We start from the raw sequence: 25523 nt of genomic DNA on the forward strand, positions 1-25523 counted from the left end.
TCACACACCTTTTCTGGATCATGATAACCTGTTCAAAGTGTATCACTATTAAGGATAAATTAAGATATTACTATTATATGATAGTTGTATACTATTTAAAAGCTGGTAAATTTCCCTGATGCCATATCATTACAGTAAGTACCATTCACATAACTTTATTCATGCATAAAAACCAAAGCCTTCACCCAGCATACTTGCAAGGGCTGTCGCTTTAGCTGCCGTTCCCAGTGAATAGTGATCCTTCAAGCTTATTAGTTACGCTATACTGGTATATTTTGGACATAAAAAATGCCCTACTTTCCGATAGCAGGCTCATTGACGATATATCCCTGAACAGGGTCCTGCACAATCAAACAGCAATGTTGTATCGCCGGTTTTGGATTATAGATCATCCCCAGTTAGCTTGATAAAAGTGATGGTTTATCCTCAATGTGCCGAAAAAACAGGGATGCAGCCTATCCATGAGGATTAATCCTATCATAACATAAAAATATCCAACCGTTAGTAGTCATTTTTAACAACAAGAGCCTTCGAAACTACTGCTAAAGTAGAAACGAAGGCTCATTCTTCACCCATTGCTAGGAGTGCATGTATTTAATTCAAGTCGTGCTTAGCCTGCCTTAATCGATAATGGTGATATCCTCGTCGATTCTGTACTCCAGAATATCTCCTGGCTGGCATTCCAAAGCCTTGCAAATAGCCTCCAAAGTGGATAATCGAATCGCCTTTGCCTTAGCATTCTTCAATATAGAAAGGTTAGCCATCGTTATACCAACCTTCTCCGAAAGCTCTGTTACGCTCATTTTTCTCTTCGCCAGCATCACATCAATATTTATTATTATCGCCATATTATTCACCTCAGACCGTCAAATCATTTTCAGATTTTATAGCAATTGCCTCTTTCAAGAGGTTCTGAAGAACAGCAGCAAAGACGGCAATCACCATCGAAGCAAATATTAAGACCAACCCGATTACTATGATCCCTGGGGCATCGTCCTTCTCCGCTATGAGATAGAAGAGTGGCAAGCCCACAAAAAACAAGCTGCTGATTGTAATTGCACAGTACTTGATCTTTTTCAACACCTGTACGGATAATTCTGAGAAAGCCTTGTTCTTGTCAATATAGTTCAACAGTTTGAAAGCTTGATACAAAGCAAAGTAAAAAGGAATTGCCGAGCCATAGAAATCAATGAATACAAGATATTTAATAGAAGTAAATTCGGGATACAGCTCCACAGCAAAATTCGCAATCTCCGGCACCAAAAATATGCACAGCGCAAGAACTGGAATTCCAATAAGAATAACAGCTACCTTTAAAAAGAATGTTGATCCTCGTTTCATAAAAAGCCCCTCACTTATCCTTTAATTTAGTTTGACTTTACCACAATATTTATCGTTTTACAATAAAAAAGATCTGTTTTTAGATATATTGTTGTTGTTATATAGATATGCCTTGTTTTTCGGAAAATGAGGGCTGACCTTGAAGCTGCTTGACGGTGGTGAGTACTTTTATTGAATAATAAACGAGGGCATATCTTGGCCTTCTGTAGAGAACGAGGAAAACCCGTAAGATGGAATACGTCTCTCTTACGGGTTACAGACCAATACATAATCTTAAGGCATTTGCTCTTAGCTCGGAACAAAATAAAACAGAGTCACAGCTCCACGATTTTGGTCGCGATATTTTTGCAAAATTCACTATCATGCTCCACGAACAGGATGGTCGGCGAATGCTCCAGCAGCAGCTCTTCGATCTGCATACGGGAAATGACGTCGATAAAATTCAACGGCTCATCCCAAATATGCAAATGTGCCTTCTCGCACAAGCTCTTCGCGATCAGCACCTTCTTCTTCTGTCCTCCACTGAAAGAGGATATATCCTTCTCAAATTGCAGGCGGGAAAAATCCAGCTTTCTTAAAATCGCTTTGAACAAGCTTTCGTCGATCTCATTCTGGCTGGCATAGTCGGACAGACTGCCTTGTAATTGCGAGGTATCCTGCGAGACGTAAGAGATTTGCAGCTGGCTCCCTTTGCGGAACGTGCCCGTATAATCCATCTCCTCACCGCAGATCAGCTTGAGAATGCTTGATTTGCCAGAGCCGTTCGGACCAGCAAGCACGATGCGATCCCCTCGCTGAATAGTAAAGCTTACGTCGCTGCAAACTGTCCGATCACTGTAATGAATCGATACATGCTCAAGCTCAACCATCTCATTCTTATGGTAAGCAAGCTGCGAAATTTTCAAGCTTTCTGAATTCTCGATATTTTGCAGCAGCTGCGATTTCTCCTCGATAGCGGAATGCTGCCTCTGTTCGAGTGATTTGGAACGTTTCATCATTTTGGCTGCCTTGTGGCCGATGTAGCCTTTATCCACCTTGGACCCGGAATTGCGTGTTCCATTTTTAGTTTTCTCCACCTCATGCGACCAGTTGCTCGTTCTCTTGGTGGCATCCGACAACCGCTTAATGTCCTTTCGCAGCTTATCATTCTCGACCAGCTCGAAGTGGTCCTGGCGCTGCTTATTCTCCCACCAATCCGAAAAATCCCCTTTCTGGACTTCGATGTTGGTCTTGTTAATGGAAAGAATATGGTCTACGCAGTTGTCTAGAAACGCACGGTCATGTGATACCAGAATAAATCCGCTCTTCCTGCTCAGATAATCACTAACCAGCTTCCGTGCGTGGATATCCAGATGGTTAGTTGGTTCGTCGATCAGCAAAAAGCTATTTTCCTTCAGAAACAAAGCTGCCAGCATGATCTTCGTCTGCTCGCCGCTGGACAAGGAGTCGAAAGGGCGATACAATACATCCTCGGATACCTTCAGTAACGACAGCTCACGCATGAGCTGCCAATGCTGATAGTCTGGATAGATGTCTTCTACGACATCCAACGTATTATAGTCCTTATTCACAATATGGAACGGAAAATATTCAAAGCTGACACTGGACGAAATGGTGCCGCTGTACTCGTACTTGCCAAGCAGCAGGTTAAGAAGCGTCGTTTTGCCTCGGCCGTTTCTTCCCGTGAAGCCCAGCTTCCAATCCGTATCGAGCTGAAAGCTCACGTTCTCAAAAATATTATCGTAGCTGCCGTCATAGGCAAAAGTCAGGTTGGTCACTTTGAGTAATGACATAATAAAAAACCTCCCTTGCAAAATAAAAAAAGCTACAAGAAAGTTACTTTTCTTGTAGCTCAAATAAATACAATAACAAATCCAACCCTATATGCAGGGGCGGATAAGGTTATATTCGTTGAGTGAAAAGAATAACGTAACTTTCTTGCTTATAAAGAATAGAACAGAATAAAACAAAAGCTGTTTTATCTTGTACACTCTCAGCAAGAAATTTTACATTATTCTCCTCAGCTCCCTGTCGTTAAGTTAAAGATATTTTACCATGCCCACTACTTCATTTCAACCTATACGGCTATCCCGCTAACATCGCCTAATGGCCTTCATCATTTATAGCCATGTCTTCATTCCGAATATTTTTGCGACGGGCGGCGCTCACTCTTGCGGTATTCTTTGGGCGCCATTCCACTCCATTTTTTGAATACCCTATTGAAATAACTATGATCGTTGAAGTTAAGCCATGCTGCGATATCGGAGATTGGATAATCAGTCAGCGTGAGCAGCCTCTTGGCTTCTTCAATCCGTTCACGCTGGACATACTCCGTAATGGTCAGCCCAACCTCCTTTTTGAACAAGCTCGACAAATAGTTTGGACTGAGATTGATGCATTCCGCCAGCCTTTCAAGAGTAATGTCGCTATAGAGATGATTGGCAATCTCATGCAAGCTGTCTTGAATTGCAGGTGAATAGTGGCCGCGGCGAACCTCGGACACTCGATCCACGAAGTCGAACAGCACTTCAGTCATAATAGCGGAGATTGCTTGCAGCGAATCCTTCTCCTCCAGCTTCTGAATGTAGAAGTCACTTAGCGTGAACGCATCCTCCTCGTGCAGACCCCCTTCGATTGCAGCCCGGCAGATCAGAGCGATTCCCGTAATCATCAGGTTCTTCTCACTGCGAAGCCTGCTCCGCTTGGCAAGTACGCCAAACTCCTCCTCAGCAATAATCGATTCCGTAACGAACGTTCTTATCCGTTCCCTCTCTCCATTGCGCACATAATGCAGCATAACGCGCTCATGCGAGAGGTTGGCATGCAGCATGCCGCTGCGGCGTCTCCGCGACAGCTCGGCATCCCGCTCCTTCTTCTCGACAATTGGCTCCGGCATCGTTATATCATCCACCGGAAGACTAGTCGACGAATCAACGAGCTGCTTATGAATCGCATAATAAATCATCTGACTTATCGCGGAGGTGCGTTCCCAGGGGAGGATCGGAATCTCTTCGTACAATTGGAGAAACTGCCTTCGGTTACCCATTGGAAGAGCGCCCATTGTTTCGTTCCATTCCTCCCCTTGCAGCTTTTCATGCAAATACGGGCCTACGACGAGCGTACCTGCAAGCTGGTTGTCATCAAGCGCATTCACAAAAAAATAGTGCAGTCTGGAACGGGAGAAATATACCGGCTGCTCTGAAGCATACAGCGCATAAGAGTAACTCGCTATCTGTTCGCGGATGGAGGCAAAATACGGGTTAGAGCAAAGAGAGAGATCAGCGTATTCTTCTTCAATGGCTCGACCTGGATGGATGATAAATATAGGCAACCCAATAGCATCATAGAGCAGACGGCCAAAAACGACCAATTCGGCGAGCTTATTCATACGTACCTCCATAGCCTAGGATACGAAATATAGCTAAAAATAAAGATGATAAAAAAATACTATAAATCATGGATAAATACAATTTTGAATAATGAAAGCGCATTACAATAGACATGCAGAGTTCCTCTGCTATCCTACTCGCGAAAGGGTTGAACCTATATGTTGGAGAATAAAATAGCTGTCATTACTGGAGCAGCAAGCGGTATCGGCCGTGCTACAAGCTTAAAAATGGCTGGCCATGGCGCAAAGATCGTCGTTGTCGATTTCAATCAGGAATCCGGTCAAGAGACCGTTAATATTATTCAGGAACAAGGCGGCGAAGCGATCTTTGTACAAGCCGATGTGTCAAAAAGCGAGGATGTTCAGCGCTATGTACAAGCAGCCACGGACGCTTACGGACGTATCGATATTTTCTTCAATAATGCCGGTGTTGTACAGAAATTCGCGAAGCTCGCTGATATTGATGAGAATGAGTTCGACCGAATTATGAATGTCAATGTCCGAGGCGTCTTCCTCGGTATGAAATATGTTCTTAAGGTAATGGAGGAGCAAGGAAGCGGAACGATCATTAATACAGCTTCCACGGCAGGGGTAAAAAGCGAGCACAGTGCCTCAGCTTATTCCGCCAGCAAGCATGCGGTTGTCGGCCTAACGAAGGGCGCGGCTATCGAGTATGTGAAAAAAGGCATCCGTATTAACGGGATTTGTCCGGGCGGCGTAGAAACAGCTCTGACGAAGAGCGTAGAACAATCCTTCATGTCGGGGGGATACATGCCAGAGGAAGTCGGCAATATGCGTATGGGCCGCTATGCGAAGCCGGATGAGCTTGCGGAAGTCGTCACCTTCCTCGCTTCTGATCGCTCCAGTTACATGACAGGATCCATCGTACTGGTCGACGGCGGGCTTACGCTCTAAAGATTGGGCAGCAGCTATGAGATGACTTCTGAATTCATCAGAAGTCATCTTTTTAATGTCCACATTAACAGGCTCCATTCCTCACTCACACCTCGATAGGTTGGTTAGGAAGAACACAGAAACCCGTAAGATAATCACTTTTTCTAAAAGTGTCTATCTTACGGGTTACGTTTAGTGTCTGCGTAGCTTTTCAATGACGAAACCACGTTGCCTTACAAGGTTTACTTATCAACCAGACTAACCATGTAAGCAATCTTACGACTAATGCTTCAGCTTATTGACTAATTTGACCGCCATCCACCGTATAGATCGATTGTGACACATATGCAGCATCATCCGATAGCAAGAAAACCGCTACATTGGCTACTTCTTCCGCTTCCCCGTATCTTCCCATAGGCACTGCAGCCCCAAATGCTGTTTTTGCTCCCTCCGCATCGTCAGGAACTGTATTTTTTTCAATTTGGCGCATCATTCGGGTATTGATTACCCCAGGGGCCACGGCGTTTACTCTAACGCCAAACGGGGCCGCTTCTAATGCAACTACTTTAGTCATACCCATTACTGCATGCTTGGAGCTGTTGTATCCAACAAATCCTGGCGAGCCGATTAATCCCGCACCTGAAGATGTATTCACAATACTGCCGTACCCTTGCTGCTTCATCACAGGAACAATGTATTTCAGCCCAAGGAATGCGCCCTTAACGTTAACATTAAAGACTAATTCAAAGACTTCGGTTGGATAATCTTCAACATTTGCAGTAATTCCTTCTACTCCTGCATTGTTAAAGAAACCATCAATTTTGCCGAATTTTTCGAGCGTTGCTTCCACATATGCTTTGACTTCCTCTTCTTTTGCAACATTTGCTTGAAGGGAAATTGCTCTCGATTCATCAAGTCCCAGTTCTGCAATCACTTCTTTAACTGCCTCTAGGTTCAAATCGACTAGAGCAAGGTTTGCTCCCTGCTCTGCCAGCTTTTTAGCAGTCGCTTTCCCGATTCCGCCTGCCGCGCCTGTAATTACGATTACTTTCCCATCAAATTTACTCATATAAACCCCTCCCAGAAAGATAATTATTGAGCTGTATATCCACCATCAACGGTTAAGCTATTCCCAGTCATAAACGAAGAATCGTCACAAGCCATGAAAAGCACGGCATTTGCCATTTCTTCTGCTTTGCCAAGGCGTTTCATCGGAGTAATTGCCGCTAAGGCTTGTTTGCTTTCTTCCGGAATAATTGGTGTATCAATGAAACCTGGGCATAATGAATTAATACGAATATTTTGTTCGGCATATTCAAGCGCCAATGAACGCGTCAGATTAATCACTCCGCCTTTTGCAGCATTATAAGCTGCCGAACCAGGAGAACCAACCCAGCCGTACATAGATGCAGTATTTACAATTGTGCCTCCGCCCGTTTTTAGCATTCCGCGGATCGCTTCACGTGCAACCAAGAAGACGCCATCCAAATCAACATTCACGGTGTTGCGCCACTCGGAGTATTCCAAATCATGCGAAGGATGAACACGTCCGATCCCTGCATTGTTGAATACAACATCCACTTTTCCAAAAGCTTCAACCGCTTTTGCAAAAATATTAGCTACTTCTTCTTCACTAGTAATATTTGCTTTTATAAATAGAGCTTCTGCATTAAGCGCCTTCAGCTCCTGCTCAAATTGCTTTCCTTTTTCTTCATTTAAATCAACAAGAACCACTTTGGCTCCTTCAGAAACGAATAAACGTGCGGTTGCCGCACCGATACCGGATGCTCCACCAGTAATCACAGCTACTTTGTTTTGCAGTTTGCCCATAATGGAATCCCCCAGTACAATATTTTAATAGTACTATTTGCACAGTAACTCATTTTAATGCTTCAAATTGTACTATTTCCTTACAACTTAATTGTACTATTCTGTTCACATTTCACAATCATTAAGGTATGGACAAACGTCTAATTAGTAGACACTTACATCAAAACTGTCTTTTTCCCGGGAGGTCTTTTTTTATGAATGATGAACAAAGCGTGACATCTCAACGACGAAATCGGACAAAAGCACATTTGAAATCAGCCTTCATACAACTAGTCAAGGAGAAGGGCTACCATTCCGTTTCTGTAAAGGACATCGTCGATTGTGCCGCTTATAACCGCAGTACTTTTTACATACATTACCAAGATAAAATTGAATTAGTTGAAGATTTGCTTGCATCTATGTTTCAGGGGCTAGAAGATTCCGTGGGCAAGCCCTATGTTCCGGGACACAAAGTGTACACGGCAAAAATAAATGCTCCGTCCTTCAATATCGTGTCTTATATTTATCAACATCGGGACTTCTTCGAGCTTTTAAAATGCAACGATACTTTACCAGGGCTGTACACAGGCTTTTCTCAAACCATCTTAAAAATCTATAAGGAGCAATTTGTATTCGAAACAATCAATAACATTCCCGTTAACATGGATTACTTCAAACGCTATACAGCCTATGGCTTCTATGGGCTTGTACTGGACTGGATTAAGACTGATTTCCACGAATCCCAAGAGCAATTTATTCAGGAAGTTATTGATTTGACGAGAACGCATATGTATTCCGTTGTTTATGTGGGTAAATAAGTGCTAATTACATATCAATTCGACCAAGGAGCCTATAATTTAGCAGGGGAATCGCTGCGAAAAAAAAGCCAGCGCAATGTATTCCCACGCCAGCTTGTTCTTCTTATATGGTTTATTTGTTGGTTTTCGGAATTATATATAGCGTTCCGTCTTCTTTATATTCAGCATAGGCAATATCCTCAATCCGATAATCCCCCTGCTCCCTTACCAACTCCTGAATCTGCTCCTTGTTCATCGGCCTGCCTCGCATGGACTCTTCCAGCAGCCTGCCCTTATCAATTACTGTAATGGAAAAAGCAGAAGGCTGCCCTGACTGCTCATATTCGGACTTGCGCATGACTGACAGAGAACCGTTCGTCTCCAGAAGAGCATACTGTACCTCGCTGAGAGAGAAAATATTTTGCTGCCGCAGCATGAACAGCAGCTGTGTATATTCAATATCGTATTTTCCCATCAGGCCTTGATTCACCTTGCCTTGGTCTATAAGCAGCACAGTCCGCCCTTCCGCCATACTCCCGAATTTCACAAAGTGGATCGTCGCCTTTTCAAATAGAAAGGACAAAGCAACCCAGATGAATAGGGCAAACAGCAGATGCCAGATCTTTACCTCACTATCGTATATCGTATTGCCGACAATTTCGCTTAATATCAATGAAGTTAGAAAGTCGAGCGGTGTCAATTGGCTAAGCGTCTTCCTGCCTGTAATAAAGGTAATAATCCATAAGCCAAAAAAACTGATAATAAGCTTAGCGCCTATTTCCACAAATATATCCATATTTATACCTCCAGTTGGGAACTGAACGAAATTGGCAGGCTATTCACGAGGGCCTTTTCTTGATTAGTTATTACACGTGCCTGCTTATGTATAAACCTCCTCCCCTACGCACTTCGCTCCCTTATTAAAATATAAGAGGATATCCCTCCGTCATTTTATGACTTTTGGGACACCCTCTGTTCAACTATTCCGTGCCTTATAAACTGGATCAAAGAAGCCTAAAAAAATCGCGTCCTCCAAGGGAGAACGCGATATAAAACAGCTTAACTCCTTATTTCAAGATCGTCATTTAAGCTTTCGGGCGACCACCGCTAACCGGCCGTTTTCGGTTGAGTACTCGCATGTGGACAGTACAATAAGCTTGTCGCCATACTGGGCTGTTACGCCCGTGTCATAAAGAGCGAGTTTTTTGATGTTCTGAACATACGAATCGAACTCGGCGGGCGTATTTACATTCTGAATCTGGTAGTATTTAAAAACGTCATCCGATTTGCGATAAACTTTTGACAGAATAACGGCAACAATCTCATACTCTTCCTTTTCGTAAAGCTTGCTGAACTGAAACATAGCATGCTCTTTATAAAAGCTTTCGTTCTTGTACTTCATTAAATCTTTAAACATCCAGCCGCTTTTCATGTGATGTCCATGAATCAGCAAAATGTCCGAACCGCTGAGCCGGCTATGCTCATCCAAAAAGGGAAGGCCGCCTTTGTTTTCTTTTTTATCGAAATCATGATTGAGATAGTACTCCGCATCCTGTGGATTCTGCATGACCGGGTACTCAATGCGGGTGCCATCAATCTTCAGCCAGCCAACGATGTCCGAGTTCCTCTCGTAAAGCTCTCGAAATTCGGGAAGCATGACCGGTTCATTCGCCTTATTAAACAAAAAGGAGGGGAGTGCATCCCCTCCGTCTTTGTCCAACCCTTCCTCCCACGCTTTTGCCAGTCCTTCAATTTTCTGCTGCTCCGTATAATCCCGCAGGAGAATTCTCGCAAGACTCACGAGTGAAAATACCAACACTAGGAGGGAAACGGCGATAAGAAATTTTTTAGTTTTATTCATTTTCTTACCGCCTTTCCGGTCACTGGATTTGCTTCTTCCTCTTGTTACCGATTAGACAGAACCCGATCGTCATCAAGGACATCAGCGCCAAAGCCATATAGAAGATTGGCGATACGCTGTTGTCTCCGGTTTTCGGAGCATCGTCCAGTTCAGTGTCGACGTTACCAGTTCCGTTGTTTCCGTTATCGGTTCCGCTATTTCCGTTGCCGATTTCGCCGTTACCGTTGCCAGTTCCACCGTTACCGTTGTCGGTTCCACCGTTACCGTTGCCAGTTCCACCGTTACCGTTGCCAGTTCCACCGTTACCGTTGCCGGTTCCGCCGTTACCGTTGCCGGTTCCACCGTTACCGTTGTCGGTTCCACCGTTACCGTTGCCAGTTCCACCGTTACCGTTGCCAGTTCCACCGTTACCGTTGTCGGTTCCACCGTTACCGTTGCCAGTTCCGCCGTTACCGTTGCCGGTTCCACCGTTACCGTTGCCAGTTCCACCGTTTCCGTTGCCGGTTCCACCGTTACCGTTACCGCCGGAGCCGCCACCGGAACTGATCGGTTTCATCGGCACGTCGTATCTCACAATGTCAAAATCGACAGAAATCGTATCACTCCTATGCGTCTCGTACCCGTCCTTCGTTACGATCAGATAGTAATCCGCTTCAGGAAACACCATGTACGCATAGAAGCCGTTTGCGTCGCTATCCTGCTCTGGGCTCTCGTTGTCGTGCGGTGGGAAATTTGGAACGGAAGGAAGCGTTACTTTCGTATCCGGAATGCGGCCGTTATCTCTATTCCGTTGCGTATCCGCATAGTACAGTGTAACTTTGGCTCCTTCAATTTTCTTGCCAGTAACAGCATCTCCTGTCGTTTCATCATAAACCGTACCGTAAGGATCCACCAATTCCTCGGAAATATTCAGCTCTCCGTTAGCTTTCACGTCCAGTTGCGTCACTATAAGGAGCAGTTCCTCGCCAGTCTCAGCTTTATAGCGAACTTCCATTGTGTATTTCTGCTCGCTTAGCCCTTCCACGGAGAAAGTTCCGTTCGAAGCCATCGGAAACGCCTTGGGATGACCATTCTCTTTAATATAATTGCCATCCTTGTCCTTCAAATAGATATGCATCTGGCTGGTGAACGAATCGTTGAATAGCTCTGTTGTTCCATTCAATTGCTTCAACAGAACAATCCCTACCGCCGTAATGTCCGCCGCAACGGTCTCGCCCGTCACGCTGGCGTCCACATTTGCTTTTTGCGTGAACTCGACAGGGACATCCTTCCCGCCTACCTTATACCACTGCGTATATGTGATCGTATAGTCGGTATCCGCTACTGCTGGGACCGCATATTCACCCTTCTCATTCGTCTCAATCTGAAGCTCCTTGCCTGTCTTCAGATCGGTCACCGTGATGGGCGCATTCGGAATGACTTTTCCTGTTTTGTTGTCACGCAGCACGCCTTCCAGATACGGGCGGATATTGACAAAGTGCGCTTCGGCCACTTTTTTCTCCGGAATGGTTCCTGTGCGAACAAGACTTTCGGGATCGGTCACATAACCGTCCTTCGTATAATCATCCTGAGTCACCTTATACTGGAGATACGTCGGAAGCCCTTGCACGACAAGCGTCTGGCCATCTGTAAGCTCGAAGGTATCCCCGCTCTTGATCATGCCCTTGCTGCCATCCGACTTCTCATAAGAGTAGGATTCGTTCTCTCCCTCACCTGTGAAGGTGACCGTGTACTTGAACGGCTTCATTTTATCGTCGTCTTTGCCTTTAACCATATTGCTGACTAACAGGCTACCCTTCAAGACTCGCACGTTCGTGAACGGGGCATCTTCGTCTGCACCCTTCATGACTCCGGTATAATACCCTCCATCAGGAAGGGTCACGTAATCGTCAGCTGTATATTCCTTCTGCTTAACTGTGTACTTCAGACCTTTAGGCAGACCCAAAATATCCAGTGTCTCTACATCCTTGAGCTTGAAGGTATCGCGGGTCTTAATGGTACCTGTGCCGCCGCCCGACTTCAAGTAAGAGTAGCCTTCATCCTTGCCCGCATCCTCAAAGAGAATGCTGTACTCGAACTCCTTCTCCTTGTCGCCTCCGTTGCCCATAACTTTATTGCTGACGGTCAGCTTGTTGACGGTCCGTTCATTGATGAAGTCCGCCTTGTGGTTGCCTTTATTCACAATTGTGCCGGACAGCTCTCTCGTCTCCGGCGTGGTGATATAACCGTCAACGCTCGTATAATCGGCCTCAGTTACGGTATAGACCATATCCGCAGGCAATGCCGGAAGCGTCGCAAATTCCCCATGCTTGAGGATAATCTTGTCACCGCTCTTGATCATGCCAAACGTATTATCCGGCTTCTTATAGGTGTACTCTCCGTCCTTGCCTTCGCCAGTGAAGGTCACGGTGTATTCAAAATCCTTGGAAGAATCGCTGCCGTTTCCTCCCACCGTGTTGCTGATGGTCAGCTTTCCTTGCGCCGGTGTAGGCACGACCAACGGATTATCAGAGGTTACTTTCACGCCGTCTACCCAGATGGGCTTCCCTGGCGTATTCCCTACATACACCTGATAAATTTTTGTAGTCGGCAACCATGTCTTTGTATCAATATAAGTTTCCTTCAGCTCGTAATACCCTGGATCTGGAAATAGCAGATTAAGTTTCCCTCCGCTATCGGTTGTTCCTTTGGCAATTTGAGTTCCGCCGTCTTTCTTATAGAGCGTAAACTCTACGTCTTTTAGCGGATTGTTGTTGGGATCTACCTTTTTCAGGGGCAGCAGGGCATTGGAGCTTGAACTGCCGGCTACGTCTGAATTGTCCAGTGTGCTTTCACTTTTGGCACTGACAGATTTCAGCATATCGTCGCCCATCAGCTTTACCTCGTTGCCCATTTTGTCGCCAGCTTTGGCTTTAGAAGGATCAACCTCTGTCTGGTACACAAACTGGTATAGCTTATTAGGGTCTTTCATTTTAAATAGTAGAACCGTGGTGCCTCCCACGCCTGGTGCAGCTTCTACCTGAACTTCACCATTCGGGTCGCTAAGGTCCAGCGCTGCACCCTCTCTTTCCAGAGCACCGCTGGCAGTAAGTTTAGCAGAATAGACTGCCATACTTGGCGCTGTTAGTACAAGCTTTCCGTTATCTTCATAGCGCAGGTTCATGCCTACGCCCATGGTATCCTGCAAATAAACGCCCTGTTTCATGTTGAACGGAGGCGTATAGTTGACCGTCCATTCCAGCACCCCTGGGACTGGCTTTGTTACCGACTTGCCCAGAGTCTGAATCGGTACAATAACTTTGCGTTGTTCGGTGAGGACCTTCTCCACTCCGCCCCAAGTCATATGTAGGTCGGCTTTGTTATACACCACCTGCTTGTCTGTACCATTGGTTGTGTATTCCTCCAAATATTTCTCCAGAGCCGCATTGGAGGGTCTTGCCTTCACCAGAATGACATAAGGGCTTTCCAGCTTGGAGAAGGTGAAGGTCCCTTCGTTGCCGCTATGAGAGAAGCTCACCACATGAGCAGGGTCGTTCGACTCAATGATTGAAACAGCGTTGTTTCTAACCCCATAGCCGGTGCCGCTGCCATTGTCTGAATAACCTTTCCAAAGCTCAAAATCCTTCTCCTCGGAAAACGGAACGAACTCCCAACCTTCCGGCAAGGTGTCGACCAGCTTCACATCGGTGATAACCCGAGTTCCGCCGTCTTCCGCCATTTTGACCGTGTTGTAGCCCGGCATATTGACGCCTAGGCGGAAGGTGACCGTCTTGGTTGTTCGGTCATAACCAGCCAAGGTGTATTCGTCTCCGCTTGATGAGCTATCATAACCGATATAGCGGTTAGCGTTGTTCGGCGTATACCATGTGTCAGCCGTCCCGTCCTGCTTAACAGGATAGGATGCCGCAAGCATATCCTTATTCAGCATACGCAGGTGTAGATTGGTGTTGTTTTGCGCTTGTTTTACGGTTTCGCCGTCAATGAGCAAAGCCCGATTCCAGATTATTTTCCCTGCGTTAATATCTTGCCTGAAGAGGATGTCCGGGTTGGTCTCAAGTGCACGGAAGCTGAAGGCTGCAGCTTTGTCGGTGTATCCTGTCACCATGATCAAATTCGCTACCACGTTACCGTCCACGGTTAAAGGAATATCCTTTATGGTCAGGCCAGTTGCATTAGTCTTCAGGGTTCCCGCCTGATACTTTTTCCACAGCTGCGCGGAGTTTACATTTGTTTTGATTTTCGCAATCGTTTCTGCGCTAACCTCGCCAGTTTCATCTACAGCGTTGTCCAAGACGTTTAAATCTCCGCCATGCACCAGCACATCGTATACCGCCGCATTTGGCAGGGCATACTGTGGCGCTAAATTAACGGTCCATGTAATGCCGCCCAGGTTATAATCCTCCATTGAAATAGCGGCTGTTTTTGTAAAAGTGTGCGCGCCGATGTTAACAATTGCCTCATCAGTCACTGCGCCAGGCCTTGTACCAGTCGTAACATCGTTGTTCTGTATGCCATTTGGAGTATCCAGATTCCAATTGGCACGAGGGTCTATTCTGAAGCTTGAACCGTTTGCTACCTTGCTCTTAATCACTAATTCGACTTTACCATTAATATCCCCAAATGAATAAATGCCGTTCGAATCTGGTGTAATTTGTGTTTTTTCAGATGCAACGCTATCCACCCATGTCTGCCATTCAGCTGATGCAAAGTCCAGCCCAGCAGGCAATACATTTGTGATAGTAAAGTCCTTTAACCCTTTTTTGTTATATTGGTTAACAGTGACTTTCCATGTAATGGTTTCATTGGGATGGTCATAAGTGCCGGATGCTTGAATCCAGTCAGGTGCAACCCATGTTTCCCGTACTGCAGTGGCTTTTACATCAGCACTCGCACCCCTCAGTTCAACTTTCGGGTCAAAACGCTGTCCGCCGCCACGACCGGGATCCATTGCCACGCCCCGATACTCTTTATAATACATATCCTTATCAAACCATGCTTGATACTCAACCTTTGGGTCGAACCCCGTTCCTGCCGGGAATATGTAGCTCAGACTGCCATCTGCATCAATGGTTGGGTCTACGTTAATGCCGTTTACCTTGAAGGATCCCGGTATATAGACCGTACGATAATCGGAAGGCTTCGTATAGAACGTCTTCCCATCCAGCGGCAGCTTGATTGTTGCATCCAGCACATCAAAAGAAGATGAAGTGGACTGGAAGGTCAAATAACCATCTTGATAGGCAGGCACGGTCACATACCACCAAGTCCAGCTCCCATTCTTCGGCCAGTTGTTTCCTGTCAAGTTGATGCTGTATGCCGGTGTAACATCCGGGTTCTTTAGCTCATAGGCTCCCCCAAAAATCGAGATGAGCTTTGTATCGCCGTATTCCATGCCCGTTACATCCGAATTGGCAGTGGTTTCAAAGCCGAAAATAACCGCTTTTCCAATACCATTGAAAAACCACTCGTCGCCATTAAATACAATCTTGATGCTATCCGGGGTGAAATAGGCCGTTCCTAACTGTTTCACTCCAAAATCAGTTGTTGCCATCAAAGGTTTGGTGGCTGTTGGCAATACTACTTCCTTGAAGTAGGTATCCCTTTTCAACTCGATCGAGTCGCCCTTCTGAATATACTTGGTGGTGTCATTCTCATCGGGCGTATTTGCATAATCACCCTTAACCGGCACCTTAAGGCCCTCTGATTTGAGGGTAAATGCCTGTCTGCCCTGGATCGTACCGCCTGGAGCAATCTCAGTTCCCTGTGTCACCTTCAACGGAAAGGTTGCATTAGCATCCATGAACAACGCCGTTTTGTCCGTCGGGACTGCCGTCATCACCATGAGATCGTTCGGCACATCGTACACCGCCTCAGGCACTGATGGCGAATCGGCTTCGCTAACGGCCGCCGCCCCGGAAACGCTTGGCGCGCTATCCGCATATGCAGGGACAGAGAACGCCACCGTCTGCAGGATAAGCATAATTGCCAGACAGAAAGAAAGTATTGCTTTACCTACGCTGTTTTGTTTCAAGACACATCTCTCCTCCATTCCCGTAATTGTAAAATTTTTAGCTGCATTAAAGTTATTGTCTCGATAAAGCTCAATTGAATAGACCTCTTCTATTTGCTTAATCCCAGCAGCTCTTTACATCATCGAATTCTTGCGGAGTCCCCTCCTTTTCACCTCCTCCATAGATACTGATTGATTTGTTGTACAGACTACTTAGGTTCTGTATTTAATATTAAAAAATGAGAATATTTACCTAATTAGTGTATGTGATAAGACTTTTTTCGACAAGACCCAAAAAAACATTATTCCATAACAAAATGCCGAAAAAAGAATGTCTACACTTCCACCCAAATTTCCACTCCTTCTATTTTAAAAAACTAGTCTCTACAAAACCTCTACAATGTGAACAATAACCTTCTCCTTGCAATTCTCAATAAAACAACTACTGACAAATCTTAAAATGAAAAAAGCACCTCTCTCGAGGTGCAGACAATCAGAATAGCGGAGCAGTCATTGTTCGTTATTTATATTTTTAAAATCGGTATCCAAACTTCGCTTCATTCCACAATATCTCCCGCTCTGCTCACTGTAATTAACCCTTATTTCTGAATTTATGTATAATCCGCTTTGTCTCTCATATGCTCCATGGGGGGGAAAACAATTCAAAGGAGTGAAATAATGAAAAAGAGGCTAGGTTATTCGATTATCCTAATGTTTTCCATCTTAGTAATGGGAATTAGCTTCAGCAGTTCAGCAGCTCCATCTACGTATGTCCACGGTGTTTTTTCGCAAGCACCTCTGCAAGTATTGGATGGAACGACTGGCACTTGGCTGACTGCGACAAGCGGTAATGCAATAGCAAGTTGGACAGAAGTCCCGCTAGCCTCAGGAAATCAAGCATTTTTCAATGCAATCTCATATGTCGGCAATGACCGATATGAATTCCGTCTAATCAGTCTTGGATCGACTACCGCCGATCAGATTAATGGAAAATTTGATATTTACAAAAACTATGTAAAGGTCGCTGCGGCGATTCCCGGAACCGTATACGGTTTAAGCCAGCCGGTCGGCAATATTTATAAATTCTATAACAGCACGAGCACATGGCATGTATCCGGGTATATCACAGACCGACTAGACTACTAATACACATATGAAGAAGTCCCACCCTCCCGGGACTTCTTTTTGCTTATTGGCAGGTTATAATAACCCCTTGAATGAACTAAAGACAATTACAAAAAAGATTGCAGTGAACTTAGGGCCGCTGCAATCTTTTTTACGCTACATCAATCAATTGGCCAAGAGATCCTTATGGATTTTGACGACGATCTTCTTGTTAGTCGTTACTTGACGCACGGAGCAGTTGGGCCGGTGAATATCCGTGGGGAAGCAAACTGCAAACATGCCGGGATTCAAAATAATATCGGTCTCCAGTTGTTCAGGTGATAGCTCATAGAACGCAATGTCGTGGGAATCAAACTTATTATCAATGATTCTGGCATCCGGACGCAGCCTGTAGAAACAGAGTCTTTCTTCACCACTAACCAAGAACTGTATATCGGTGTAGACGGCATGGGATTCAGGCAACTGCTCTTCCTTCGGACAGGTAACAGATTCCTGTACATTCGCATACATGAGTACTCCATTCTCCCCTTCAAGTGGATACCTCCCCAATGGGGCCTCACTCAAATTGTGGGTCATAATGTATTTAATGCCTCTTTTCACAGCTTGCGGCCACAAATGGCTCTCCCGCTCGTAATGCTGAACATCACTAATGATCATCCAAGAATCTCCCTTCCTTTATTACTACTGCTAATATTACCGCAAGGTCTACTATCCGGTCTAACTTCAAATGGATCACTTAAACTCAACATACACAAGAAATGAGTAGCATTTTACGTAGTTCGTCTCTTCTTAAGGTTCCCCGTATTATAACTAAAGGTAAACTAAAAAACACCCTGACGGGTGCCTTTTACTCTGTTTAAAAAAATCTCCTTGCCATCGCATTATTTATTGCAAGGGTCGTTAATTCACGAAGATAATATTTTCTCAATACAACCATCACAAATTTGATATGATTTGGGTTTCTTACCTACTAATTCAACATACCCCTCTTGCACAAGGTATTCCATTGCGTTATTAATCTTGTGTCTAGACTTTTTGGTATACTTCATTAAATCTTGTACAGATAAAATGTTATTCTCAGTTATGAACACATTAATGGTCAGTATAGAAAATAATATCTCTCTTGCATCCCCATAACCATCCCATTTATCTTTTTTCATATATTCTCTGATTCTTTCAAGCTTGATCAGACTAATTTCAAGGTCTTCAATAATGCTTCTTTGCCCAGTAGAAAGCAATTCCAGCATATGAATTAAATAAAAGGTCATTTCCCCATAGTTCAAGGGGAATGCTATGTCCTCTAATGCCCTATAATACTTGGCTTTATCCATATTGATCGCATAGGAAAATGTGATCGCTGAATATTTCTCTAGATAGCGTGACAAATAGCTACCCACAAACAGACGTCCCGTGCGCCCATTACCATCATAAAAGGGATGAATATATTCATAATAATAGTGGGCAACCATGTACCGATATAATGGAGGATGAGATTCGTCTTTCAAATAATTGATAAGCGCTCCTAGCGACGCAATAATGTTTTTTTCAGAACTTACACCAATGTGAGTTGTAACCTGACCATCGTTTACTTCTACATGGCCTTGTCTGAATAACTCACCATCTGGTTTATCATCTAATATAATTTCATCCGCTACTAAATCATCATACAGGCTTCTGAAATCTTGTACCTTCTCAAACGGCTTAATTTGATCCATATAGAGATACGTCTTTATCAGACCTGTAAATCTTTTATTTTTAGATTCCGACTTTCTAACTTCACGGAGCGCTTCCTGCAGTTCCTTCTTCGTACTGCGCACTCCTTCAATTTCATTATTGCTCTGCGCCTCATTAACAATAAGCTTATGGAAATAAGGCTCCACTATAAAATCAGGAAGCTTACTAATGAGTGAAGATATCTCTGAGCTGTTCAATAATACTTCATTGTTTAGAGTCATTAAGTCGTGTGTATTGACATAGAACAGTTCAAAGGATTCTGCTGTATTTTGTCCTTTTCTGAAACCTTTAATAATTAAGGATGTCGGATAGCTGCCATAACTATTTCTTCTTTTATGCAATTCTTCGGCCAATGATTCACGATCCAATTTATAAAAAAGCTTAACTAATCTTTCATATCCCATTAGATTCACTTCCCTATTTTTAAAAACAGGACTCTTTTTTAATTATAGATCTAACATAGCCTCATTTCAAATAAAATATTCACACTTTTTGTAAAATTCGAATTCTTCTAGCACAAAAGATCACATGAACGTCCAATCTAGCAACTCAAAACTGGAGGGATAAACGCCGACGAAGAGAGCTGCTATTTCCCACGCTTTTAATCGAGATGGATAAAATTTTCGACCTATTTATGACCCCGTTCCATTAACGAGGCCAATGGCCAATTATGTTGTATATCTCACACTGCAGCAGGGGTCCTACTGCTAAGTAGAAGCCCGATCTCTTCTGAAGGGGAAGGACGATGAAAATAATATCCTTGCCCGAACTCACAGCCGAATTGCTGGAGTATTGCGAGCTCCTCCTGTTTCTCAATGCCCTCGCAAATGACTTGCAGATTCATGCTGTGGCCGATATCGATGATAAGCTTGACGATCGAAGTGGCAGGGTTGGAGGCTGTCAATTCCTGCGTGAACGATCGGTCGATCTTAAGAAAATCAACAGGCAGGTTCCCCAAGACACTGAGGGAAGAGTACCCCGTCCCGAAATCGTCGATTGAAATCTTTACGCCTTGGCGCCTAAGTTCACCGAGAATCATGATCGATTCGTTCAGGTTCTGCACCATGCTCTCCGTAACTTCCAACTCCAAAAGAGCAGGTTCGAAGTCTGTCTCTTTCAGAATACTTAACACCTTCGTTGCAAATTTGGGCGACCTAAACTGACGGATCGAGATGTTGACTGCTAACGTCAGATCGGGATTACCAGCATGCTGCCAGCTTCGCACCTGTCTGCATGCCTCGTTGAGAACCCACTCACCCAGCTCGACGATGACTCCTGTCTGCTCGGCCAACGGGATGAAGACGGAGGGCGAGATCGGTCCCATCTCTGGATGCGTCCATCGCAGCAGCGCCTCCAGACCCCGAATTCTCCCCGTACTCATCTCCACCAACGGCTGATAGAAGATTACAAACTCCTTCTTACTCACTGCGCTCCGGAGGTCGTTCTCTAGCTTGACATGACGCAGCAACTCCTCGCTCTTGATGTCTGAGAAGAAACGAAATCCATTTTTATCGCCACTCTTGACGCTATACATCGCCTTGTCGGCATACTGGATCAGTGTATCGGCATCTCGCGCATCTTCAGGATACAGACTGATGCCAATGCTAAGCGTCGTATAGATCTGCTTGTTATCAATTTGAAACGGAGCCTGGAATGCATGAATGAGCTTTTCCGCCAGTGCTTCGATCTCCTGCTGCTGCTGCTGGTAGCGCATTAACAACACAAATTCGTCCCCCGCATAGCGGGAGATGAAATGGGAATGACCGACCACTTCGCTTAGAAGACTGGCGACGCCCTGCAACATCTGATCTCCCGCGTTGTGACCCAGCATATCATTAACATTCTTGAAGTGGTCGAGATCGAGGAACAGAACAGCCATCGGCACTTCTTCCGACAACTCTTCGGCCATCCTTCCCCTGAGCAATTCGCGGTTTGGCAATTGGGTAAGCGGATCGTAGTAAGCAATATGCTCCAGCTTATCAAATGCTAAGTGAAGTTTTGTATTTAACTCCACATTGACCCTGTTTTCTTTCTTCAAGTTCCGAAGATAGAAGGCCAGCAGTGAATAGAGGATCGTATTAATACCGACGCCAATCATGATCGTGCTTATCATTTCCATCGGCACTTCAGGGGAATAAGATGGAGTGAAATAGAGGATATATGCCGCCGCCAAGAATATAGGAAGGGGGGACGGCAGCAAGAACGCAAGAAGAAGCAGCGATAAATAGATGACACTGACTAATTTATCAAACGATAGCTCCGGAAATGCATTAAAGAACGCGAAATAAGCAACAGCAGCGAACACATATTTAAGCCAGATCGGTCTGACAAGAATGGAAGCAAAAATAAAACCTGCAAAAGTGAGGGCACAGGCGAGACCTTGCGAACTGCTTACAGAACTAATCATATTCATAGAGAGAGAGATTGCCGATAACACAACAAGTATATTCGGCGTGATATCCATAAGACGCTTCGTCCAAGCCTTAGGTAATTTCATTACTCCACTCCTTTTCGGTTAAAACACCCTTCACTCATACTCTGAAAGTCCTATATTCATAGTACTATGTATGTATAATTTTACATAACCTTAATATGTAATTTCGTTATTCCTATTCCATTCGATTTTTCAGAATAACTCGCCTAACTCAATCATCGTATTAACAGACTCATTAAGCCCCCTCCCAGCAAGATCCCTCAAGCGGGATAACTATCAAATTCCACCATCAACTCATCCAAAAGTCCAGTTATTCTGATGAAGCTAATTTTGAATACTTTAACTTATAAAACGAGGGACTGTGTAAGCCTTGGAAATCATTCAGGCGAAAAAAAAGCGTCAAGAACATTGAATTGTTCTTGACGCTTTTTTTATTGTGCTTATTTATGATTGGCTTCAGCTTAACGGATCTATCGGCGAAAAAGTGTGCAGTGCTTATCCGCCAGCCTTTCAATAAGCGTTCTACATGCTGTAATCAATCTAGTCCAACTGTCTTCATAGGTTTATTCTCAGGCAGCTGTCACGTTCTGCGTGCAAATGTCCGGAACATAAGAAACAAGAAGTAAGGCGCTCCAAGCAGCGTGATCAATATTCCAGACGGGATTTCCATAGGAGCCATAACAGTCCGTCCAACTGTGTCCGCCAGCACGAGGAGCAGCGCCCCCAGCAGGCTGGAAAGCACGATTGAATGCCTCGTGTTATGCCCGATTAAGACACGGACAGCATGTGGCGCCATTAATCCTAGGAAGCCGATCGTACCGACGCATGCGACGGCACCCGCTGCCAGAAGTACGCCAACTGCGAGGGCGGCCAGTCTCGTACGTCGAACCGGTAAGCCAAAGCCGATGGCGCTGTCGTCTCCAAATCCAAGTACGTCGAACCGGCGCCCCAGAATCCAGGCAATCGGCAGCAGCACTATCAAAAATAACGCAATTGTAATCACCTGATCCCAGCTGCGCCCGTAAGTCGTACCGGTCAGCCAGATGAAGCCGGTGCTTCCCCAAAGCGAGCCACGCACGATCAGCACCTGAATGCCCGCAGCACCGATTGCCGATACCGCGATGCCAAGGAGAATCAGAACCGATGGATTAAGCGCCTTGCGCCAAGCGAAGGCGAAGATGATCGCAGCGGATGCCACTGCGCCGATGATTGCAGCGATGGGCAACAAGGAGATCGGAAGCTGCGGCCAGGCGATGAGCACCGCGAGCGCTCCGAAGCCAGCACCCGAAGTAATTCCTATTATCGAGGCGTCGGCGAGTGGATTGCGAGCCGCACTTTGGATGAGCACACCGCTGACCGCCAAGGCAATACCGGCCCCGGCAGATACCAAGGTCCGCGGTATCCGCAGGTTAATAATTACCGAATAGCTGCCAGCGCTGTCAGAGCCGATAAGGCTCGCCCATAGCTGCCTGATTGGCACTTGCGTCGCTCCCATCGTCATACTTACCAATATAAGCGCAATAACGAGTACGAATAAAATGACGACCAGCCGTGTATAACGGATCTTTAGCGGTCGGCCCCCGACGCTCATAGAGACGCTGCCCGCCGAGCCAGACGATATCCCCTTCATTTTCCGCAGCACCAACCAGATTAACCACGGCGCTCCGATGACAGCCATGACCGCTCCAACAGGCAACTCGCCCATTCCGCTCCGCACCATGCGGGCAAGAACATCTGCACCAGTAATGAGGACAGCACCCCATAACGCTGTGGCAGGAATAAGCCAGCGATGCGTGCGCAGCCCGCTTAAGCGGACAAGGTGCGGAGCGACCAGACCCACGAATCCAATCGGACCAGCAACGCTGACGACGACAGCCGCCATAAGCACAGAAAGCGCCAAGCCGAGAAAGCGGGTAAAATCCACCTTCTGCCCAAGCGACCTAGCCGTCGCTTCGTCCAGATCCAGTACGTCAAACTGTTTGCCGAACAAGAAAGCCAGAGCAGCGGCTCCAATAACCAAAGGCCAGGCATACTGCACCCCGCTCCAATCCAGCTGGTTAAGCGAGCCTGCACCCCATAAGAATAGCGATTGAGATTCATACGCGTAAAAAATATGCAGCGCGTTCGTGAAGGAGCCGAGTACGAGCGATACAATCATTCCCGACAGCGCCAGCCGAATAGGACTTGATGCTTTGCCTCCAGCCAGAATATAAGCTGCCATAGCGGCAACCGTTCCACCCAGAACAGCGATGAGAAAAGGTGATTGATGTAGCGTAGCAGGAAAGAAAATCGTCCCCAGCACAACCATGAAATACGCGCCGCCATTAATGCCGAGCGTATCCGTTGCAGCCAGCGGGTTCTTGGTGATCGTCTGGAGCAGAGCTCCGGCAATAGCCAGTCCGGCACCAGTGAGAAGACCCAGAATCATCCGGGGCATCCGGATATCCCATATTAGATTGTGATCCATCAGGTCCTGACGGTTCTGCAGGGAGGCGATGACGGTAGTTACAGAAACCTTGGCCTCCCCGAAGCATAAACTCGCGAACATAAGAATAACAAGGGCGGCAATGCCGCCCCCGAATAACGCAATTATTCTTTTAGTGCTGGTCGTTCTTGAAATTGGCTTATGCGTATTTGTGGCCCTAATCATTTGGTCAAAGCTTCAACGACACGATCCACGAGAACCTTCGAAGAGGTCGGGCCGCCGAACGTCCATGTGCTTCCGTCCAAAGTATAGGTTCGATTTTCTTTGACGAAGTTAAGGCCTTTCCATATCGAATTATCCTTCAGCGCATTAGCAAAGACATCATCTTCCTTTTGCACGATATAGATGAAGTTAGTGTCCGTAACTGCGGGAAGAGCCTCAATGGACGAGTCAGTGTAGCCGTATTTCATGAACTTGTCTGACTTCCATTCATTCACAAGACCGATACGCTCTAGCGTCTGGGAGACAACCGATGAATCCGTGAACAATCTCAATAACGCATTGTTCTGCGAGGTAAATGCTTGGGTTAGGACGTACTTGAAATTTTCTTTGCCTGCTGCAGCCAGCTTAGCCTTGGCATCTGCAAAGTGCTGGTCCAGATCGGCCAAGTATTGGTCAGCTTCGGCTTCCTTACCTACTGCGGTCGCAATCGTCTTAAAGATGTCGATCGTTCTCGTGTATTGATCAATATCTTCCGGATAGGGATCGAATTCGATGGTCGGTGCAATGGCATTCAGTTGGTCATAGATAGCTGCGTTGTTGTCGGTGTTGGAGATGATCAGGTCCGGTTTCAATGAAGCAATCGTCTCCATGCTCGGCTCCCAACGCAATCCAACGTCAGTTACGTCGCTAGCCAGCGGAACTTCGGAAGTCACCCACATAGCAAACTCCTTATTATCTGCATTCCCAATCGGCTGCATGCCCAGAGCGAGCAGATCCTCTGTAAAGATCCATTCGAGCACGACAACGCGCTGAGCCGGCTTGTCTAATTTCGTTTCGCCTTTGGCATGCTTGATGACTATTGGGCTGGAAGCTCCCGGTGACGGCGATTCAGATGATGTTCCCGGGCTATTGGATACTCCCGCTTCATTATTCTTGCTCGCACCGCATCCTGTGGCGATAATGGCCATAACGATAGATAACGCCATAATGCTTAGAAATTTTCTCATGATATGTAGTTGCCTCCAAATAAGTGTTTTTTGGTCTGCGGCAGGGGCTTCAGCCCGAGCATAAACTTAGGTTGAAACTAAGCAATCGGCTACTTGTGTAATCATTCTGAAACTCACAAATTCAACTCCTATACAATTTGCCGGCTGCCATGTACAAAAGATGGCTAATTTGTGCTTAACCAGAATATTGGTATACAATCCCCCCACTGAAAACCCTTCTCATTTAATTTTCATGATAATGATAATTGTTATCAGTTGTGTTGTCAATATAATAAATATACCCATGAAAACAGCAGTTAATTTTTTACACTGTTTATGAAATGATTCACGGCATCATCTACAAAGCAAAATTAAACGGCACCCAAGATGTGTGCCGTTCCTAAGGAGATTGATGTTGAAATAAGTCACGTTCTTAAAATAGTAGCCATGTAACTTCGTATGGTATTATATTCCTGAATATATTCTTTGAACGAAAA

General features: G+C 45.5%; 17 protein-coding genes. 3 read left to right on the forward strand and 14 right to left on the reverse strand.

Going from position 1 to position 25523, the window contains the following annotated elements:
- Nucleotides 1-620: 620 nt before the first annotated feature.
- The 4 genes from AC50YO_RS15915 to AC50YO_RS15930 all read right to left on the reverse strand — a co-directional run bounded on the left by AC50YO_RS15915 (nucleotide 621) and on the right by AC50YO_RS15930 (nucleotide 4729).
- Nucleotides 621-848 (reverse strand): helix-turn-helix domain-containing protein, encoded by a 228-nt coding sequence (locus AC50YO_RS15915; RefSeq protein ID WP_494848501.1) that lies wholly within the window; start codon nucleotides 846-848, stop codon nucleotides 621-623.
- 10 nt (nucleotides 849-858) lie between these two features.
- Nucleotides 859-1341 (reverse strand): DUF2975 domain-containing protein, encoded by a 483-nt coding sequence (locus AC50YO_RS15920; protein ID WP_494848503.1) that lies wholly within the window; start codon nucleotides 1339-1341, stop codon nucleotides 859-861.
- A 314-nt stretch (nucleotides 1342-1655) separates the two neighbouring features.
- Nucleotides 1656-3134, reverse strand: coding sequence for an Lsa family ABC-F type ribosomal protection protein (locus AC50YO_RS15925; RefSeq protein WP_494848505.1), 1479 nt, complete (start codon nucleotides 3132-3134; stop codon nucleotides 1656-1658).
- A 341-nt stretch (nucleotides 3135-3475) separates the two neighbouring features.
- Nucleotides 3476-4729, reverse strand: coding sequence for a helix-turn-helix domain-containing protein (locus AC50YO_RS15930; RefSeq protein ID WP_494848506.1), 1254 nt, complete (start codon nucleotides 4727-4729; stop codon nucleotides 3476-3478).
- 159 nt (nucleotides 4730-4888) lie between these two features.
- On the opposite strand from AC50YO_RS15930, the gene AC50YO_RS15935 reads away from it, so the two are divergent.
- Nucleotides 4889-5644 (forward strand): SDR family NAD(P)-dependent oxidoreductase, encoded by a 756-nt coding sequence (locus tag AC50YO_RS15935; protein WP_494848508.1) that lies wholly within the window; start codon nucleotides 4889-4891, stop codon nucleotides 5642-5644.
- A 274-nt stretch (nucleotides 5645-5918) separates the two neighbouring features.
- Here AC50YO_RS15935 and AC50YO_RS15940 read toward each other — a convergent pair whose 3' ends face one another.
- Nucleotides 5919-6692: an SDR family NAD(P)-dependent oxidoreductase gene (locus tag AC50YO_RS15940; RefSeq protein WP_494848509.1), complete on the reverse strand. Its 774-nt coding sequence runs from the start codon at nucleotides 6690-6692 to the stop codon at nucleotides 5919-5921.
- Between the two features lie 23 nt (nucleotides 6693-6715).
- The gene (locus tag AC50YO_RS15945) at nucleotides 6716-7453 is read right to left on the reverse strand and encodes an SDR family NAD(P)-dependent oxidoreductase (protein WP_494848511.1); all 738 of its coding nucleotides are present in this window, start codon (nucleotides 7451-7453) and stop codon (nucleotides 6716-6718) included.
- A 194-nt stretch (nucleotides 7454-7647) separates the two neighbouring features.
- Between AC50YO_RS15945 and AC50YO_RS15950 the strand changes: the two genes are divergently transcribed.
- Nucleotides 7648-8250 carry a TetR/AcrR family transcriptional regulator gene (locus AC50YO_RS15950; RefSeq protein ID WP_494848513.1) on the forward strand — a complete coding sequence of 201 codons (603 nt, stop codon included), beginning with the start codon at nucleotides 7648-7650 and terminating at the stop codon, nucleotides 8248-8250.
- Between the two features lie 112 nt (nucleotides 8251-8362).
- On the opposite strand, the gene AC50YO_RS15955 is transcribed toward AC50YO_RS15950, so the two are convergent.
- The 3 genes from AC50YO_RS15955 to AC50YO_RS15965 all read right to left on the reverse strand — a co-directional run bounded on the left by AC50YO_RS15955 (nucleotide 8363) and on the right by AC50YO_RS15965 (nucleotide 16139).
- On the reverse strand, nucleotides 8363-9025 hold the full coding sequence (locus AC50YO_RS15955) for a DUF421 domain-containing protein (protein WP_494848515.1): 663 nt from the start codon (nucleotides 9023-9025) through the stop codon (nucleotides 8363-8365).
- Nucleotides 9026-9310: 285 nt separating this feature from the next.
- Nucleotides 9311-10090, reverse strand: coding sequence for a class B sortase (locus AC50YO_RS15960; RefSeq protein ID WP_494848517.1), 780 nt, complete (start codon nucleotides 10088-10090; stop codon nucleotides 9311-9313).
- Between the two features lie 19 nt (nucleotides 10091-10109).
- Nucleotides 10110-16139: a DUF7601 domain-containing protein gene (locus AC50YO_RS15965; RefSeq protein ID WP_494848519.1), complete on the reverse strand. Its 6030-nt coding sequence runs from the start codon at nucleotides 16137-16139 to the stop codon at nucleotides 10110-10112.
- Between the two features lie 639 nt (nucleotides 16140-16778).
- On the opposite strand from AC50YO_RS15965, the gene AC50YO_RS15970 reads away from it, so the two are divergent.
- Nucleotides 16779-17246, forward strand: a complete 468-nt coding sequence (locus AC50YO_RS15970; RefSeq protein ID WP_494848520.1) for a hypothetical protein — start codon at nucleotides 16779-16781, stop codon at nucleotides 17244-17246.
- A gap of 144 nt (nucleotides 17247-17390) precedes the next feature.
- On the opposite strand, the gene AC50YO_RS15975 is transcribed toward AC50YO_RS15970, so the two are convergent.
- The 5 genes from AC50YO_RS15975 to AC50YO_RS15995 form a co-directional block, all read right to left on the reverse strand.
- Complete coding sequence (locus AC50YO_RS15975; protein WP_494848525.1) at nucleotides 17391-17882, reverse strand: NanQ anomerase/TabA/YiaL family protein; 492 nt, start codon at nucleotides 17880-17882, stop codon at nucleotides 17391-17393.
- Nucleotides 17883-18130: 248 nt separating this feature from the next.
- Entirely contained in the window at nucleotides 18131-19363 is a 1233-nt protein-coding gene (locus AC50YO_RS15980; RefSeq protein WP_494848527.1) for a Fic family protein, read from the reverse strand.
- A 278-nt stretch (nucleotides 19364-19641) separates the two neighbouring features.
- The gene (locus AC50YO_RS15985) at nucleotides 19642-21456 is read right to left on the reverse strand and encodes a putative bifunctional diguanylate cyclase/phosphodiesterase (RefSeq protein ID WP_494848531.1); all 1815 of its coding nucleotides are present in this window, start codon (nucleotides 21454-21456) and stop codon (nucleotides 19642-19644) included.
- A gap of 517 nt (nucleotides 21457-21973) precedes the next feature.
- Nucleotides 21974-24043, reverse strand: a complete 2070-nt coding sequence (locus tag AC50YO_RS15990; protein ID WP_494848533.1) for an iron ABC transporter permease — start codon at nucleotides 24041-24043, stop codon at nucleotides 21974-21976.
- A complete protein-coding gene (locus AC50YO_RS15995) occupies nucleotides 24040-25047 on the reverse strand; it encodes an ABC transporter substrate-binding protein (protein WP_494848536.1) in 1008 nt (335 codons plus the stop codon). Before AC50YO_RS15995 ends, AC50YO_RS15990 begins: the two co-directional genes overlap by 4 nt.
- Nucleotides 25048-25523 lie beyond the last annotated feature (476 nt).

Source organism: Paenibacillus sp. J22P59 (assembly GCF_059383895.1).

What these genes read in the sequence shown, in the direction of transcription:
- AC50YO_RS15955 (WP_494848515.1), bottom strand. Translation starts at nt 9,025, where the DNA reads ATGGATATATTTGTGGAAATAGGCGCTAAGCTTATTATCAGTTTTTTT.
- AC50YO_RS15995 (WP_494848536.1), bottom strand. Translation starts at nt 25,047, where the DNA reads ATGAGAAAATTTCTAAGCATTATGGCGTTATCTATCGTTATGGCCATT.
- AC50YO_RS15975 (WP_494848525.1), bottom strand. Translation starts at nt 17,882, where the DNA reads ATGATCATTAGTGATGTTCAGCATTACGAGCGGGAGAGCCATTTGTGG.
- AC50YO_RS15915 (WP_494848501.1), bottom strand. Translation starts at nt 848, where the DNA reads ATGGCGATAATAATAAATATTGATGTGATGCTGGCGAAGAGAAAAATG.
- AC50YO_RS15985 (WP_494848531.1), bottom strand. Translation starts at nt 21,456, where the DNA reads ATGAAATTACCTAAGGCTTGGACGAAGCGTCTTATGGATATCACGCCG.
- AC50YO_RS15925 (WP_494848505.1), bottom strand. Translation starts at nt 3,134, where the DNA reads ATGTCATTACTCAAAGTGACCAACCTGACTTTTGCCTATGACGGCAGC.
- AC50YO_RS15965 (WP_494848519.1), bottom strand. Translation starts at nt 16,139, where the DNA reads ATGGAGGAGAGATGTGTCTTGAAACAAAACAGCGTAGGTAAAGCAATA.
- AC50YO_RS15980 (WP_494848527.1), bottom strand. Translation starts at nt 19,363, where the DNA reads ATGGGATATGAAAGATTAGTTAAGCTTTTTTATAAATTGGATCGTGAA.
- AC50YO_RS15930 (WP_494848506.1), bottom strand. Translation starts at nt 4,729, where the DNA reads ATGAATAAGCTCGCCGAATTGGTCGTTTTTGGCCGTCTGCTCTATGAT.
- AC50YO_RS15960 (WP_494848517.1), bottom strand. Translation starts at nt 10,090, where the DNA reads ATGAATAAAACTAAAAAATTTCTTATCGCCGTTTCCCTCCTAGTGTTG.
- AC50YO_RS15990 (WP_494848533.1), bottom strand. Translation starts at nt 24,043, where the DNA reads ATGATTAGGGCCACAAATACGCATAAGCCAATTTCAAGAACGACCAGC.
- AC50YO_RS15935 (WP_494848508.1), top strand. Translation starts at nt 4,889, where the DNA reads ATGTTGGAGAATAAAATAGCTGTCATTACTGGAGCAGCAAGCGGTATC.
- AC50YO_RS15920 (WP_494848503.1), bottom strand. Translation starts at nt 1,341, where the DNA reads ATGAAACGAGGATCAACATTCTTTTTAAAGGTAGCTGTTATTCTTATT.
- AC50YO_RS15945 (WP_494848511.1), bottom strand. Translation starts at nt 7,453, where the DNA reads ATGGGCAAACTGCAAAACAAAGTAGCTGTGATTACTGGTGGAGCATCC.
- AC50YO_RS15950 (WP_494848513.1), top strand. Translation starts at nt 7,648, where the DNA reads ATGAATGATGAACAAAGCGTGACATCTCAACGACGAAATCGGACAAAA.
- AC50YO_RS15940 (WP_494848509.1), bottom strand. Translation starts at nt 6,692, where the DNA reads ATGAGTAAATTTGATGGGAAAGTAATCGTAATTACAGGCGCGGCAGGC.
- AC50YO_RS15970 (WP_494848520.1), top strand. Translation starts at nt 16,779, where the DNA reads ATGAAAAAGAGGCTAGGTTATTCGATTATCCTAATGTTTTCCATCTTA.